The sequence below is a fragment of the Carboxydothermus ferrireducens DSM 11255 genome, from assembly GCF_000427565.1.
GTDB classification, from domain to species: domain Bacteria; phylum Bacillota; class Z-2901; order Carboxydothermales; family Carboxydothermaceae; genus Carboxydothermus; species Carboxydothermus hydrogenoformans.
In genome coordinates, this window is sequence record NZ_ATYG01000042.1 from 1 (window position 1) to 14,195 (window position 14,195).

General features: G+C 43.3%; 18 protein-coding genes and 1 pseudogene. 17 read left to right on the top strand and 2 right to left on the bottom strand.

Annotation, left to right across the window (positions count from 1 at the left end):
* Positions 1–267: 267 nt before the first annotated feature.
* The 8 genes from metK (at position 268) to CARFE_RS16015 (ending at position 5,797) form a co-directional block, all read left to right on the top strand.
* Positions 268–1,458, top strand: coding sequence for a methionine adenosyltransferase (gene metK / locus CARFE_RS0111740; RefSeq protein WP_011343086.1), 1,191 nt, complete (start codon positions 268–270; stop codon positions 1,456–1,458).
* 82 nt (positions 1,459–1,540) lie between these two features.
* Positions 1,541–1,831, top strand: coding sequence for a hypothetical protein (locus CARFE_RS0111745; RefSeq protein ID WP_028052884.1), 291 nt, complete (start codon positions 1,541–1,543; stop codon positions 1,829–1,831).
* Between the two features lie 26 nt (positions 1,832–1,857).
* Positions 1,858–3,468 carry a sensor domain-containing diguanylate cyclase gene (locus CARFE_RS15750; RefSeq protein ID WP_161625140.1) on the top strand — a complete coding sequence of 537 codons (1,611 nt, stop codon included), beginning with the start codon at positions 1,858–1,860 and terminating at the stop codon, positions 3,466–3,468.
* Positions 3,469–3,540: 72 nt separating this feature from the next.
* Positions 3,541–4,281 carry a GTP-sensing pleiotropic transcriptional regulator CodY gene (gene codY / locus CARFE_RS0111755; protein ID WP_028052885.1) on the top strand — a complete coding sequence of 247 codons (741 nt, stop codon included), beginning with the start codon at positions 3,541–3,543 and terminating at the stop codon, positions 4,279–4,281.
* 285 nt (positions 4,282–4,566) lie between these two features.
* Positions 4,567–5,094 carry a sigma-70 family RNA polymerase sigma factor gene (locus tag CARFE_RS0111765; RefSeq protein ID WP_028052886.1) on the top strand — a complete coding sequence of 176 codons (528 nt, stop codon included), beginning with the start codon at positions 4,567–4,569 and terminating at the stop codon, positions 5,092–5,094.
* 59 nt (positions 5,095–5,153) lie between these two features.
* The gene (locus tag CARFE_RS0111770; protein ID WP_028052887.1) at positions 5,154–5,378 is read left to right on the top strand and encodes a DUF1659 domain-containing protein; all 225 of its coding nucleotides are present in this window, start codon (positions 5,154–5,156) and stop codon (positions 5,376–5,378) included.
* Positions 5,379–5,394: 16 nt separating this feature from the next.
* The gene (locus tag CARFE_RS0111775; RefSeq protein WP_011343093.1) at positions 5,395–5,601 is read left to right on the top strand and encodes a DUF2922 domain-containing protein; all 207 of its coding nucleotides are present in this window, start codon (positions 5,395–5,397) and stop codon (positions 5,599–5,601) included.
* Positions 5,602–5,650: 49 nt separating this feature from the next.
* Positions 5,651–5,797 carry a YvrJ family protein gene (locus CARFE_RS16015; protein ID WP_084138937.1) on the top strand — a complete coding sequence of 49 codons (147 nt, stop codon included), beginning with the start codon at positions 5,651–5,653 and terminating at the stop codon, positions 5,795–5,797.
* On the opposite strand, the gene CARFE_RS0111785 is transcribed toward CARFE_RS16015, so the two are convergent.
* Together CARFE_RS0111785 and CARFE_RS0111790 are read right to left on the bottom strand one after the other, a co-directional pair.
* Positions 5,762–6,970 carry an LUD domain-containing protein gene (locus CARFE_RS0111785; protein WP_028052888.1) on the bottom strand — a complete coding sequence of 403 codons (1,209 nt, stop codon included), beginning with the start codon at positions 6,968–6,970 and terminating at the stop codon, positions 5,762–5,764. The two genes, CARFE_RS16015 and CARFE_RS0111785, sit on opposite strands and share 36 nt — an antisense overlap.
* 14 nt (positions 6,971–6,984) lie before the next feature.
* The gene (locus tag CARFE_RS0111790; RefSeq protein WP_028052889.1) at positions 6,985–7,947 is read right to left on the bottom strand and encodes a (Fe-S)-binding protein; all 963 of its coding nucleotides are present in this window, start codon (positions 7,945–7,947) and stop codon (positions 6,985–6,987) included.
* 212 nt (positions 7,948–8,159) lie between these two features.
* Here CARFE_RS0111790 and CARFE_RS0111800 point away from each other — a divergent pair, with 212 nt between their 5' ends.
* From CARFE_RS0111800 to CARFE_RS16765, 9 genes and pseudogenes are all read left to right on the top strand, one after another.
* On the top strand, positions 8,160–8,909 hold the full coding sequence (locus CARFE_RS0111800) for a threonine/serine exporter family protein (protein WP_161625141.1): 750 nt from the start codon (positions 8,160–8,162) through the stop codon (positions 8,907–8,909).
* Between the two features lie 16 nt (positions 8,910–8,925).
* Positions 8,926–9,345, top strand: a complete 420-nt coding sequence (locus CARFE_RS0111805; RefSeq protein WP_028052891.1) for a threonine/serine exporter family protein — start codon at positions 8,926–8,928, stop codon at positions 9,343–9,345.
* The gene (locus CARFE_RS15100) at positions 9,345–10,034 is read left to right on the top strand and encodes a ComF family protein (RefSeq protein WP_051250305.1); all 690 of its coding nucleotides are present in this window, start codon (positions 9,345–9,347) and stop codon (positions 10,032–10,034) included. The genes CARFE_RS0111805 and CARFE_RS15100 overlap by 1 nt, the downstream gene beginning before the upstream one ends.
* Before the next feature lie 268 nt (positions 10,035–10,302).
* Positions 10,303–10,500: a cold-shock protein gene (locus tag CARFE_RS0111815; RefSeq protein ID WP_011343103.1), complete on the top strand. Its 198-nt coding sequence runs from the start codon at positions 10,303–10,305 to the stop codon at positions 10,498–10,500.
* 106 nt (positions 10,501–10,606) lie between these two features.
* Entirely contained in the window at positions 10,607–11,140 is a 534-nt protein-coding gene (gene hpf / locus CARFE_RS0111820; RefSeq protein WP_028052892.1) for a ribosome hibernation-promoting factor, HPF/YfiA family, read from the top strand.
* An 81-nt stretch (positions 11,141–11,221) separates the two neighbouring features.
* Entirely contained in the window at positions 11,222–11,419 is a 198-nt protein-coding gene (locus CARFE_RS0111825) for a cold shock domain-containing protein (protein ID WP_011343105.1), read from the top strand.
* A gap of 234 nt (positions 11,420–11,653) precedes the next feature.
* Entirely contained in the window at positions 11,654–12,307 is a 654-nt protein-coding gene (locus CARFE_RS0111830) for a hypothetical protein (RefSeq protein ID WP_028052893.1), read from the top strand.
* A gap of 322 nt (positions 12,308–12,629) precedes the next feature.
* A complete protein-coding gene (locus tag CARFE_RS15105) occupies positions 12,630–13,928 on the top strand; it encodes an HD-GYP domain-containing protein (RefSeq protein WP_051250306.1) in 1,299 nt (432 codons plus the stop codon).
* 60 nt (positions 13,929–13,988) lie between these two features.
* Positions 13,989–14,195 (top strand): annotated as a pseudogene (locus tag CARFE_RS16765) (hypothetical protein); the annotation flags it as partial.

Below are 14,195 nucleotides of genomic sequence, written 5' to 3' on the forward strand. Positions count from 1 at the left end.
CGTGGCGAGTTTTGCGGGTAGCCCTCCTGACCGGAGCTCTCCTTGACAGGCCATTATATCGTGACCTGTCACCGCTTAAGAGAATACTTGTAAGCGGTATGGGAGAAGGTGGCTGAAAGCTACGGCAAGTTCCATAACTTGGTGATGGGACTATGGGAGTGTCTAAATACCGCCTGCTGGGAATGGGCACTCCTTGAGGTGGCGGACTACAAATAGCCCAGCCTCAAACTGTATAGTTTTGTACAGTTTGGGTGACCAGGAGATTTTATGACAAGACGCCTTTTTACCTCAGAGTCGGTTACCGAAGGACATCCGGATAAAATTGCTGACCAGATTTCCGATGCGGTGTTGGATGCTATTCTTGCCCAGGACCCTCAGGCTCGGGTGGCGTGCGAAACGGCAGTGACCACCGGCTTGGTGCTGGTTATTGGCGAGATTACTACCAGCTGTTATGTGGATATTCCAAAAGTTGTGCGGGAGACAATCCGGGAGATTGGTTATACCCGGGCAAAATACGGATTTGACGGTGATACCTGTGCCGTTATCACTTCCATAGATGAGCAGTCGCCGGATATTGCCTTAGGGGTTAACCGGGCCTTAGAAGCCAAGACCGGAGAAATGACTGACGATGAAATTGAAGCCATTGGTGCCGGCGATCAGGGTATGATGTTTGGTTATGCAACCAACGAAACTCCGGAACTTATGCCGATGCCCATTTCCTTAGCTCACCGGCTTGCCCGGAGACTGGCGGAAGTCAGGAAATCCAGGCTTTTACCGTATCTTCGTCCCGATGGGAAAACCCAGGTAACGGTAGAGTATGATGGTGATAAGCCTGTACGGGTTGATACCATTGTCGTTTCAACCCAGCATCATCCCGATGTATCCCAGGAGGAAATTCGTAAGGATATTATCGAACATGTGGTAAAACCGGTTATTCCGGAGCATCTTTTAGATGAAAACACCCGGTATTTTGTGAATCCCACCGGCCGTTTTGTAATTGGTGGACCTCAAGGCGATGCCGGACTTACCGGGCGGAAAATCATTGTGGATACTTACGGTGGTATGGCCCGCCACGGTGGTGGAGCCTTTTCCGGTAAAGACCCCACCAAAGTGGACCGTTCTGCCGCTTATGCTGCCCGGTATGTGGCGAAAAACATTGTGGCCGCAGGTATCGCCGATAAGATAGAAATCCAGCTGGCTTACGCCATTGGGGTGGCCAAGCCCGTCTCTATCATGGTGGATACCTTTGGCACCGGCAAAATTGCCGATGAAAAGATTGTAGAGCTCATTAAAAAGCACTTTGATTTACGTCCGGCAGGAATAATCCGGATGCTGGATTTACGGCGGCCGATTTACAAGCAAACTGCTGCCTACGGCCATTTTGGTCGTACCGATATCGATCTCCCCTGGGAAAGAATTGATAAAGCAGAAATTTTAAGAATGGAAGCTGGACTTTAAACAGAACCCTGGGCCAGATTAACTGGCCAGGGTTTTAACTTTTTTAACCCCTTTAGCATACGGTATAAGGGGGGTGGCAGAGGTGATGGAGGCAATCCTGGCTGGATTTTTTGTTTACGGGGTGATTTCAGCCCTTCTGGTAATTTGGGAAGCTTTAAACTTTCGCAAGAAACGAAACTTATGGCTGGTGGTAAACGATTTAAAGGGGCTTTCGGAGGCGGAAAAACTTTTGGATTTTTTAAAAGAGCGAATTCCCGGGACAATAGAGACCAAAGTTGTAGATTTAACCGGTACGCTAATTTCTTCGCGTTTTCAGGTAATTAACGGGCTTCCGGAGGAAATTCAGAGGAAAAACTATATTATCTTTTTTTAAAATATATGGCAGGAAAAACCAAAAAATTGTCGAAAAATTACAGCATGCACAGGGTTAATTATTGGCAGATTTGGCGGGTAATAGTTTCATTAGCGGGATTTATTCTAACGGTATTTTACCTTTTAAAAGGTAGCATTCAGCCGCCGGGGGCTTTTTTTGCCCTTCTTACGGTTAGTTTTATTTTAGAACTTACCGCCATAGAGATTTGTGGTTCCAAAATTAAGGGGTCTTATGTTATTTACCTGGTTACCCTGCTACTAAAGGGAAAAGGTTTTGCTGTAGTATTAAGTTTTCTTGCAGGATTATTAGCTTCCTTTTTAACTAAAGAGGAAAAAACTTTTCCGGGATATTTTTTTGAAGGAGCAAAAAACAGCCTGGGCATTTTACTGGGAAGTTATTTGGCCGGGTACCTACCCGGAGGAGAGTTTTTTCTTGTGCTAATCTATACCGCAGGTTTTATTCTGGTAGATGCAGTTTTTATGATTTTAAGAGCTTTCTTTGGAGAAAATGCGGGGTCCACTAAAGAAGAAATTTTTTATTACGGTTTAAACTGTTTTCTCACCTTAACCGCTGGAGTATTGCTTACCGAGGCAATTAAGAAAAATTTCTATCAAGCACTTTTTCTTGGACTTTTACTTACCGAAGCTTTTTATCTGGTGATAAAAATAAACCAAAAGCTTTTAAACCAAAGCCTCGACTACGTAACTTTGTGGAATATTTCCCGAACCTTTCACCGCCTGGAAACTCCCGATGATATGTTAAAAGCAATGTTACAGGAATTAAAAAATACTTTTTCCTACCATACCGGGGTCATTTATACTTATTCCGAATCCCTGGGAAAATATATTCCCCGCTATTTAAACACCGATTTTCCCGAACTACCGGGACCGGAGTTTCATAATACCCTGCTTTCCGAGGTGGGAAATAGAAAAACTGCTGCTTTAATAAAACACCCGCAATTAGGGAGTATTGCGGTGGTACCGTTGCAAAACCGCAGGGATGTCTTTGGTTACCTGGTAATAGTGGCCCCAAAAGGGCAGAACTATTCCCATAGTCAGCTCAGGCGTCTTGAAAATATTTCGGGACAGGTGGCCCTGGCGGTTTATAACGGCTACTTGTATTTACGTTTAAAGGAGCTTGCCCAGAAAGATGAGTTAACCGGCTTATATAACCGGCGTTACTTCTTGGAAAGGCTTAATGAGGAGCATTTGCGTTCCCGCAGGCATAAATTAAATTACACCATCGTTCTTTTAGATATAGATTATTTTAAAAAGATAAACGATACTTACGGTCACGACTGTGGAGATTTGGTTTTAAACGATTTTGGGCGATTTTTAAAAGATACCCTCCGGCGGACCGATTTAAGTGCCCGCTACGGTGGGGAGGAGTTTGTTGTTTTGCTACCCCAGACCGGGAAAAAGGAAGCCTATCTCTTAGCGGAACGTTTGCGGGAGAAAGTTAAAGAGCGGGTTTTAATTTTTCAAGGGCAAAAGGTCAAATATACCGTTAGCATGGGACTGGCAACTTATCCGGAGGATGCTGAAGAGTATCGGGAACTGTTAAGCTTAGCCGATAAAGCTTTGTATCAAGCGAAAAACCGGGGCAGGGATAAAGTGGTAATGGTAAATAATTTTTAGGGATTAAGTATAATTATTTAAAAATTTGGCAATATTACTACCGTAAAATAAAAAAATGGAGGTAGTAATATGCTGAGTTTACTGGAAAAAACAAGACTCTTAAACCGCTTTATCCAGCGGAGCCCCCAACGTCCGGAACCCTTTATGGAACTGGCGGAAATGCTTGGGGATATTTCAAACGCCAGTGTTTACATTATCGGCCGGAGAAAGATACTGGGGTATTATGAACGTCTGGATCTGGTTGGGTTGGTAATTTACGGACGGGATTTAGAAACGCGCCAGGTAGAGCAGGATTTTCAGGATTGGCTGTTTTCTTTCAATCAAACGGATCATAACATTAAAGGGGAAGATGGGCTTACTTATACCGTTGTACCGGTTTTTGGCGGTGGTGAACGGCAGGGAACGATTTTACTGGTCAAAAAGGGACAGGAAGAGTTTAACGCTCAGGACTTAATTTTGTACGAGTACGCTGCAACCGTGGTGGGTTTGGAAATTCTAAGGCTAAACAGCGAAAAAATGGAAGAAGAAGCCAGGAAAAAAGCTGCGGTTCGCTTAGCGTTAGACGCCCTTTCTTATTCGGAACTTGAAGCGGTGAAAAAGATTTTTAGCGAACTTGATGGAGTGGAAGGCTTTGTGGTGGCAAGTAAGCTTGCGGAACAATATCACCTTACCCGTTCGGTAATTGTGAATGCTTTAAGAAAATTAGAAAGCGCGGGTGTGATTGATTCCAGGTCTTTGGGAATGAAAGGAACTTACATTCGGATTTTAAACGATTATTTCCTGGATAAGTTGGAAATAGCCCAGCAAAACTAAAAATAGTCGTAGGTGGTAGGTGGTAAGTGGTAGGTGGTGGATGGTCGGTCGTCGGTAAAAAAATTATATCTTACCACTACGACAAACCACATACCACTATTTTTGGAGGTTGGAGGTTAGAGGTTGGAGATTAGAAAACAATAAACAATAATTTTAACGCAAAAATCAGTAGTTGTCAAAGGCCGCCTTGGTAAAAGGCGGTTTTTTTCTTTTTAGAGGCTTTTTGCTATTCTTTTCCTGGCGCTAAAATTTTAAAGCCCGGGCTTTAACCACAGGGGGCTATTTATGGATCGGTTTTTAGAAAGGTGGCAGAAAGCAAGAAAAAGCCGGGAAGGGATGGAAGAACTCCTTAATTACCTGCGGCCACTCATTAAAAAGGCAGCTCATCGTTATCGCAATCCCTACCTAACCGAGGAAGACCTTATGCAGGAGGGGATGATTGCGGTAATCGAAAGTGTTTACCGCTTTGACCCCGAGCGGGGGGTTTATTTTTTAAAGTACGTCCGGGAGATGGTGTACGGTAGGATTTATTCCCTTTTGCGGGCGGAAAGGGGTAGACGGGGCAAGGAAGTGCCGTTAGAGGAATACCATGTTGAGGTGCAGCATTTTGCCGATGAGCATTTGACGATTAACTTTCCTCCGGGGGTTTTAACGCCCCGCCAGGAAAGCTTGATAGTTTTAAGATATGAACGGGGCCTTTCTTTAAGTGAAGTGGCAAAGATTTTAAAAATTACCCCGGCCGGTGCCTATGATTTGGAAAAACGGGCTCTTAAAAAATTAAAAAAATATTACCACTCCTTAAAAAACAAATAAGTGGACTGCACTTTTTTTGATGTCAGCCGGCTGAACGCTAACAGAAGGGAGGAATTTTTATGGCGGTGATTGCCAACAAGGTGGACACGGTCTTGCGGCTTAAATTAATTACGGGGGATGACGGAAGCGGAAATCCGGTGTATGCTTTTCGGAGTTACAATAACATCAAGCCTGCGGCCATCAATGAAGACCTGTACGCGGTGGCGGTAGCCTTAGCCGGACTTACCGGTTTACCGCTGAACGGGGTTTTCCGAAACGATACCGAACTGCTTTATAACGTTTAAACGGGGGGGTTAAAGGATGAAGGTCCTTGAGATGATTTTTACCAATCAACAGGGGAAAAACGTGACGATTCGGGTACGAGAACCAAAGGAAGGGCTTACCAAGGCGGAAGTTGATGCGGTAATGAACTTAATTGTTACGAAAAACATTTTTACTTCCAATGGCGGAGACCTGGTGGCAGTTAAGGGCTCGCGGATTGTGGACCGAATTGTAACCGAATTTTAGAGAAAAAGCCGTGGCTTAGGCCACGGCTTTTTTAAAAGGAGGTTTTAAAATGGATTTTTTTAGCCAGCTTGCCAACTACAGCTTTCCCATGGCAGTAGCGGCTTTTTTACTGGTGAGGATTGAGGGAAAGTTAGATGAACTTAATAAATCGTTAACCGAATTAACCCGGGTGATTGCCGGTAAGGATCTGTCTTAAGGCTAAAGTCATGCGGGGAACGTCAATTTTCATCGGGCAGCGCTCCTGGCAACGGCCGCATCTAAGGCAAACGTAAGCCAGGGGTGCTGCTTTTTCTATACCTCCCGCCACAAAAGCTGTCCAAATGGAGCCGATACCGCCTAAATACTTATAGCCGTAATAGCCGGCGGTTAAAGAAAAGACCGGGCATTCATAAAGACAACCGCCACAGCGCAGGCACAACAAAGCTTCTTTAAAAGTTTCGTTTTGGGAAAGAGCAAGGCGGCCGTTGTCGAGAAAGATTACGTGAAATTCTTTCGGGCCATGGGCCCCGTAAGTGGTAACCTTTTCGATGTCACCGGTTTTACTGGGGCCGCTAATGATATTAACGTATGACGGTACCGTGTACTGGGCATAACGCCAGGTAACTTCTGCCGTTTTAAAAGCGTCGTCTAAGGTGGGAACAAGTTTTTCCAGGCCAACGATGACGATATGCACCGGAGGAGCACCGGTAGCCAGGCGGCCGTTACCTTCGTTTTCAATAATAAAAATTGAACCGGTATCGGCAGCGACAATGTTGGCACCGCTTATTCCGATGTCAGCTTTAAAATACTTCTCGCGCATGAACTCCCGGACGGCTGCTACTTCTGCGGCAATCTCTGGAGGGATTTCTTTTTCAAAAAAAGCGGAAAAAAGCTTTGCCACCTCTTCCCGGGGAATATGAATCGCCGGAGAGAGGATGTGCATTGGCCGGTCGTTTCTGAGCTGCTGGATAAACTCTCCCAGGTCCGTTTCCCAGAGGGTATTTCCTCTCTCTTCTAAATGTTCTCTTAAACCGATTTCTTCACCTACCATCGATTTTACCTTGACGATTAATTTCCCGGTGCCAACAATTTCGGAAACAATTTTTAACGCCTCACTACCATCCTTGGCTAAATAAGCTTTGCCGTGATTTTCCTCGATGCTTTTAGCGGCTTTTTCGTAAAGAACTTGTAAGTTGGATAATGCTTGAAGTTTAATTTCTCTTACTTCACGAGCCCGTTCTACCGTGTGGGGAAAGCGGCTTAAAGCTTTATTTACGTTTTCCCGGTAGGATTTTACCGCCCGGCTTAAAGCTAAGTTAATGTTGGGGTTGTTAGCTGCCTTAACCAAGGTTTCTGCTAAGGTGGCTAAATCTTTTTCCAGGTCTACCATTGATCTCACCTTCTTTAAATAAGAATTTCGGTCAAATCTTTCACCGGAAGATTAGCGTATTGGGAGAGGTTAAAATAACAATAAGGACAGGCGGTAACTATTTCTTCACCACCGCTTTTTTCAAGTTCATGAACCCGTTGTTTGGCTAAAGCTTCTGCCAGTTCCGGAAATAAAAGCTTGGTAGCACCACCACAGCAAGTAGTAAATTTACCGCTTTGGGGAAGCTCTATTACTTCGCCGTTACCGCTTTTCTTTAAAACTTCCCGGATTTCGGCAAATACATCGAGTTCTCGGGCTAACCGGCAGGGATCGTGGATTACGATTTTTTTCGTAGGGGCTTTTGGGGAAAGTTTAGCAAAATTAGCTGCTAAAAATTCCGGCATAGTATAAACTTCAAAGGGAAAGTCAACAAACTCAGGATAAACTTCCCGCAACATTTCCGCAGCATGGGGAGAAGCAACGATAATTTTTTTAATTCCCCGGCTCTTAAAAATTTCTGAAAGTTTTCGGGCAATTTCCCGAAGGTCATTTAAGTAGCCGTATTCGTATAAAAGCGCTCCGGCGTATAACTCTTCTTCTCCCAAGTACTGGGGGACAATGCCCAGGGAGTTTAAAATTTGTACATGTTTTCTAAGAATATTGGCGGTTTTATCCTGGTCTTTGGCTAAAATTCCGGCATAAATTTTTTCCGGGTTAAAGCCAAACTTATCCACCAGGTTTCTTAGGCCAAAAAGGATTTTTTTGCCTGAACCTAACTGGTTCATGGTTTTAAGGGCTTTTACCAGACTATCAATGTAAGGGAGCATCTGGTATTCGGTGCCGGTATAAAAAAGATATTCACTGTCATGGGAAAAGTTAAGTCCCTCGGCCCACGAAGTCAATTCTCGCCCTTTTAACCCCAGAGGATTTTTGTATTTGAGGATGTTCTGACGGACCAGTTCAATGGTGGCCGGGGGAGTTATTGAAATTTCTAACATAAAAATCCCTTCCTTTATTCTTGTGCTCAACTTTATTAAAGGAGTTTACACCAGAAAATGTCAATAAAATTGGAGATTGTGTTATGTATACTTTTTAACGGTGGTCGGTGGTTGGTGGTCAGTGGTCAGCAAAATAATAAAAAAATCATACCTTTTAACGGCGGAAGGAGGAAATGGGAAGAAAAGAAAGAAAAAAGTAAAGGGTGATGAAAATGAACTATCTGGATGTATTAAAGCTTACGGTTTTGGCAGGGGAAATAATGATTAAAAGCGGAGCGGAAATTTACCGTACGGAAGAGGTAATGGACCGGATTGCTAAAAATTACGGGGTAAAATACGTGGAAAGCTTTGTAACTCCTACCGGGATTTTTTGCGCTATTGAAACCGATGACGGGCAAGTTTTTACTACTGTCCGGAGAATAGAAAGCCGGGGTTTTAATTTAACGAAAATTGATAAAGTCAATGATTTCTCCCGCCGCCTTGCCAGACGGCATATTCCTGTGGAGGAAGGTATCGCCGAACTTACTAAAGTAGCCCGGGAAAAAAGTGAATATCCCCGGTGGTTAAAAGTGTTGGCAGCAGGTTTAGGGGCCTTTTTTGCTACCGGCTTGATTGGCGGTCGGGGCTTGGAAATGGGGATATCCCTGTTTATTGCTATGCTGGTGCGGAGCTTTATAATAGCAATCCCGGACCTTGGTTTATTTCCCTTTTTCCTTGATTTGGTGGGAGGCTTTCTTTCTACTTTAATGGTGGTAGCAATTTCTAAGTTTTATCCCATTTCCTTAGGGGTTACCGTGGTGGGAAGTATCATGCCTTTTATTCCTGGGATGAGCATTACTAATTCCATCCGGGATGCTATTGCCGGGGACTTTTTAGCCAGTCAGGCCCGGGGGCTTGAGGCGTTTTTAAGGGTTATTGCGTTAGCGGTCAGTGCAGCGGTGGTTTTAGCTTTTTTAGCATAGAAATGGGGTAGGGAAGATGGACGTTTTGTATGCTTTTTTTCTTTCTTTTTTCTTTGGTATTTTATTTAATGCGCCGATGGAAAGCCTCTTTTACGGAGGATTAACGGGAGCCGGAGGTTATCTTGTGTATACGATTGCGGGGCAGACCCCTTTGGCCGGAGTGTTTTTTGGTTCCCTTACCGTGGGGGTACTTTCGGAAATTTTAGCCCGTCTCAAGAAAAAGCCAACCATAATCTTTACCACTACCGGCCTTATACCGCTGGTACCGGGGAAGCTTGCCTACGATACTATTACCGCTTTTATCCGGGAGGATTTTAGCTTAGGGGTGAGTTTGGGGTTACAAACGTTTTTTAGTGCCGGGGCTATTGCTTTGGGGATAGCCATTACTTCTTCGGTAATGCGGCTTTATAAAAAAGCCACCCAAAGGAGACAGTGATGTTTTTAGATTTTTTTTACCCCAAACCCCGGGTTTGTCCCCTCTGCCAAAAGCCAATGCCCCAAAGGGAGTTCTGTAAAAGCTGCCGGGAGTTTATAGAAAAAACCCGCTTTAAATGTCAAATTTGCGGGCGGATTTTACCGGTAGAAGTAATGCTTTGTTCTGACTGCCGGAAAAATTTATTTAGTTTTACCAGAGCCTCCGGTCTTCTCCCTTATACCGGTCCGGTAAAAAAAAGTATGGCTTTGTTTAAGTATAAAAATAAAAGGTACGTCTGGGAGGAGCTCTATGACCTTTTAGCAGAACACTGCCGTAAAAACCTTGGGGAGGAATTTGACTTAATTGTTCCGGTACCTCTATACCGGAAGAAATTAAAAGAGAGAGGCTACAACCAGGCGGAGATTTTGGCCCAGAACCTGGCCCGCCGGTTAAAATTACCCTTGGGCCGTGACATCCTTATCAAGATTGAAGATACCCCGGCCCAGGTTAAACTTGGTTATTTTGAGCGGAGAAAAAACCTTAAAGGAAGCTTTGCGGTAAAGGAAAGATTTACCGGCAGGGAAAAGATTCTTTTGGTTGATGATGTTTTTACTACCGGGGCTACCGCTCAGGAATGCACCCGGACTATGCTTCTGGCAGGAGCTGACAAAATTTATGTTATTACCATGGCAACTGCTGTAAAAAAATAGCATTTTAGCAAGGATTATGCCAGAAAAAATTTTGAAAATTCATTTGCCAATAACTTATCCACAACAAAACCCCCGATTTTGGTAGTTATCAACAGAGTTATCCACAATATCAACAATTTTGCTTTTCCACAAAAAATTTTTTTCCAACTTTTTTCGACAGATAAATTAGTCATTGACAAAACATTGTTAAAGTGCTATTCTCAATACAAAGAACGTGAGTCGCTTGGGGCTTGCGTTTAGTAAAAAGTTTTAAGGAGGAATTGGTTTCATGCAAGGCAAAGTTAAGTGGTTTGACCCAAAGAAAGGGTACGGTTTCATTGAGAGAGAGGATGGCGGCGACGTATTTGTCCACTTTTCGGCCATCCAGGAAAAGGGTTTTAAAACCCTCGAAGAAGGTCAAAGGGTGGAGTTTGAAATTGTGGAGGGTGCCCGCGGGCCACAAGCGGCAAATGTCGTAAAATTATAAGGGCATTTAAACCCCAGGGATAGTCTCTGGGGTTTTTTAGTAATTATAATGTGTGGAGCTGGTTTTCAAGGTTGCTGGTTAAAATAATAAAAAAGGGGGTATTTCCATGAATGTTCAAGTGCGGGGTAAAAATATCGAGGTCACTCCTGCATTAAAGGAGTACGCCGAAAAGAGACTTTCCAAGCTGGAAAAGTATTTGCCGAAAATTGATGTGGTGCATGTAACGCTTTTGGTGGAAGGGGATTTACATAAAACCGAAGTAACGATACCGGTAGCCGGATACCTTCTTAGAGGTGAAGAGGAAAGCCCCGATATGTATTCATCCATAGATTTGGTGGTAGATAAGTTAGAAAGGCAGGCCAAAAAATATAAAGAAAAGCTTTACGCCCGCTTTAAAAATAATAAAAATATTGCAGCAGGGGAGCAAAGCGCCGAAACTACCCCTGAACCGGATAATGAAATTAAAATTGTTAAATCCAAGCGTTTTGCGATAAAACCCATGTCACCGGAAGAAGCGGCCATGCAGATGGAGCTTTTAGGGCATTCGTTCTTTGTATTTACCAATGCGGATACCGAGGAAATAAATGTGGTATATAAACGGCGGGATGGGAAATACGGTTTAATAGAACCGGAGGTTTAAAAAATTTGACAAAGGCCGGGAAACGTGTTAAAGTTAGAGCATGGCTTTATGCCGAATAAATTTTCAGGAGGCATTGGATCGATGCAAGGAAAAGTTAAATGGTTTGACCCGGCCAAAGGATACGGGTTTATTGAAAGGGAAGATGGCGGCGACGTGTTTGTCCATTTTTCCGCCATTAAGGGCAACGGGTTTAAAACTTTAGAAGAAGGCCAAAGGGTAGAGTTCAACATTGTTGAAGGCACCCGGGGCCCGCAAGCGGCTGACGTCGTAAAACTATAAATTGCCCTAAAAACCCTCCGCTGCGGAGGGTTTTTTAATGCCTAATTTGGGGACGGTTCTGATTTGCGGCTAAATGCCTAAAAAAGAACCGTCCCCTTTTTTTGCGGTATGAATACCAAAAATGGGGACGGAGTTTTGAAGATAATTTGGATTTTTTAGATATTATGAGGCGGCATGCAGGAAAATTGCGGATTATAGAGAATTATATCTAATAGTTATGAGAGGAGGGTATGCGTGGCTGTTTTAAGCAAGGAGCAGTTAGCGGAGCTGGAAGTTTTGCTGGGGCGCATTAAAGGGGTTAATGCGGCCCGGGTGGTTTTAGATGCGGAGGGGAAGGTTGATGAAATTCACCTTTTGGCCGGCAGTAGTCGAAGCCCCAAGCAGATAGTACGGGATGTAGAATCTGCCCTTTTAGCTTCCTTTAATATTGCTATTGACCATAAAAAAATCAGTATTGCCCAGGTGGAGGGCGGTGATACTGAAGACGATTCCCGGGAGGAAATCCGACCCCAGGTAGCCAAAGTCGATATGGCTTTGGAGCAAAGTATAGTGCGGGTCAATGTGGAATTAACCATCGGGGAGTCTAAGATTTCCGGGACGGCGGAAGGTCCCGCTACCTCCCAAAATAGAAAAAGGCTTTTGGCTATAGCTACCGTTTGTGCGGTGGAAAATTTCTTAAATAAAAACGGGATATTTGTGGTGGAGGATGTTCAGGAACTTTACATATCAGGGAAAAAAGCGATGGTGGTGGCAGTGGCTGCCATTTTGGGCCGGGAGGAGGAAAACTACTTAGGAGCGGCCTATGCCAACGGGGATGAGAGGGAAGCGGTAGTTAAAGCAACCTTAGCCGCTATCAATAGAAGACTTCGCTTTTTTGTAGAAAAATAAAAGTTTAAATAAAATTTTAGAGAGAGATAAAATTTTTTCTTTAATGCAGGTGTTTTGCTGGTGGAAGGACCGACATATCCAAAGACCGAAGCAAGCGCTTCGAAGCCGAGCCCGAGCGGAATACTGCCTGTCTGCCGATTAGCCGAGGGCGGATAGAGCTTATTCGTAAGGGAGGGCGTTTTCACCATGACCGCAAGAGTGGTTAAAATTCTGCTGGCGATTGTTAGCTTAATCATCGCCGGTGGTGCGAGATTTTCTTACTAAAATTAAGAAGATGTATGATATGTCGGTCTTTCAAAAAAGTTTAGAGGTGAAGTAAATAATGAAGATAAGCAAAAAAGCATTTTTTTATAATATGTCAATTGCATTTATTGGTTTTATTTTAGCTTTATATTTTATTAAAACAATAGAAATACAACAATTTAATTTCATTGATATATTTATTTTTCTTTTAATTGAAATATTTGCTGAAAAACTTTCAATAAATATGCCTAAGTGGGGAAATGTATCAGTTGGATTTGGCATCGATGTAGCAGCATTTTTAATTTTTGATTTTAAAATTGCAGCATTGCTGGCTGGAGTTTCTTTTCTTTTGGATTTAGGTAAATTTAATAGAAACGAAATTAGTTTCTCAATAATGAAGCGTTTATTTAATGCTGGCCAAATTATAATTACTATTTCAATAGCAGGAATAATATATGATTTCTTTTCACTTTTTATGAAAAATACATATTTTAACATTGTAAATGTTTTTATTTTTACAATAGCTTATTTAATCATTAATGTTTTTCTCGTATGTTCTGCTGTTAGTTTGACATTAAACTTACCATTTAAATTTATTTTTATTGATAATTTTAAAGGATTTTTGCCAAACTATGCTCTGCTTGCTATATTAGGATATTTAATGGCGCAAGTTTATAATTCCATAGGTATTCCTGGTATTATACTATTCTTCATCCCCCTTCTCATCGCCCGCTATGTATTTAAACTTTACTCCGATTTAAGAGAATCCTACCTTTCCACCATTCGGGCTCTCGTTGCTGCCCTTGAAGCTAAAGACCCGTACACCAAAGGCCATTCGGAGCGGGTTTCTGAACTGGCGGTAGAAATTGCCCGGGAAATGGGGATGAAGCCCGATGAGTTAGAAAATATTCGTTTTATGGCGCTTTTACATGATGTCGGCAAAATCGGTATCCTTGATACCGTTTTAAATAAAAAGGGAACGCTGGATCCCGAGGAAAAAGAGTTAATCCAGGAGCACCCGGTACTGGGTGCGAAAATCGTGGAGGAAATACCGTTTTTAAAACAATACGCCGGGATGGTCCGGCACCACCACGAGCGGTTTGACGGTACCGGTTATCCCGATAAAGTTTCCGGGGAAAAAATTCCCCTCGGAGCCAGGATTATTGCTGTGGCGGATACGTATGATGCCATGACTTCGGACCGTCCCTATCGGGCGGCGTTAACCAAGGAACAGGCAATGAGCGAACTGGAACGGAATGCCGGACAGCAACATGACCCCAGAGTGGTCAATGCTTTATTGAAAGTACTGGAACGGTTTGACCCAAGGGAAAAAGAACGGGAAGCAATGGCCCAAGCAGCGGCGGCGGAAGGGACCTGAAGGGAGGCAACAACAGTTAAGCCAAATAATGCAGAATAGTGCAATAATGCTTACTCAGCAATGGATAAAGTTCACTTGTACAAAATTATAAGTGTGGTGAAAGCCGTGAAGCAAGTCATAACAATACAGGCACGGTTATTTCCAAAGGCAGAGGAGAACGAGGTAGTAGATAACTTAATGCGAAAGTGGAATTCCTGCAAGAGATATGCCTATAACCGCCTGCTTGAAGGAAAAGCCCGAAAAGAACTCAAGAAAGAACTGCAAAGC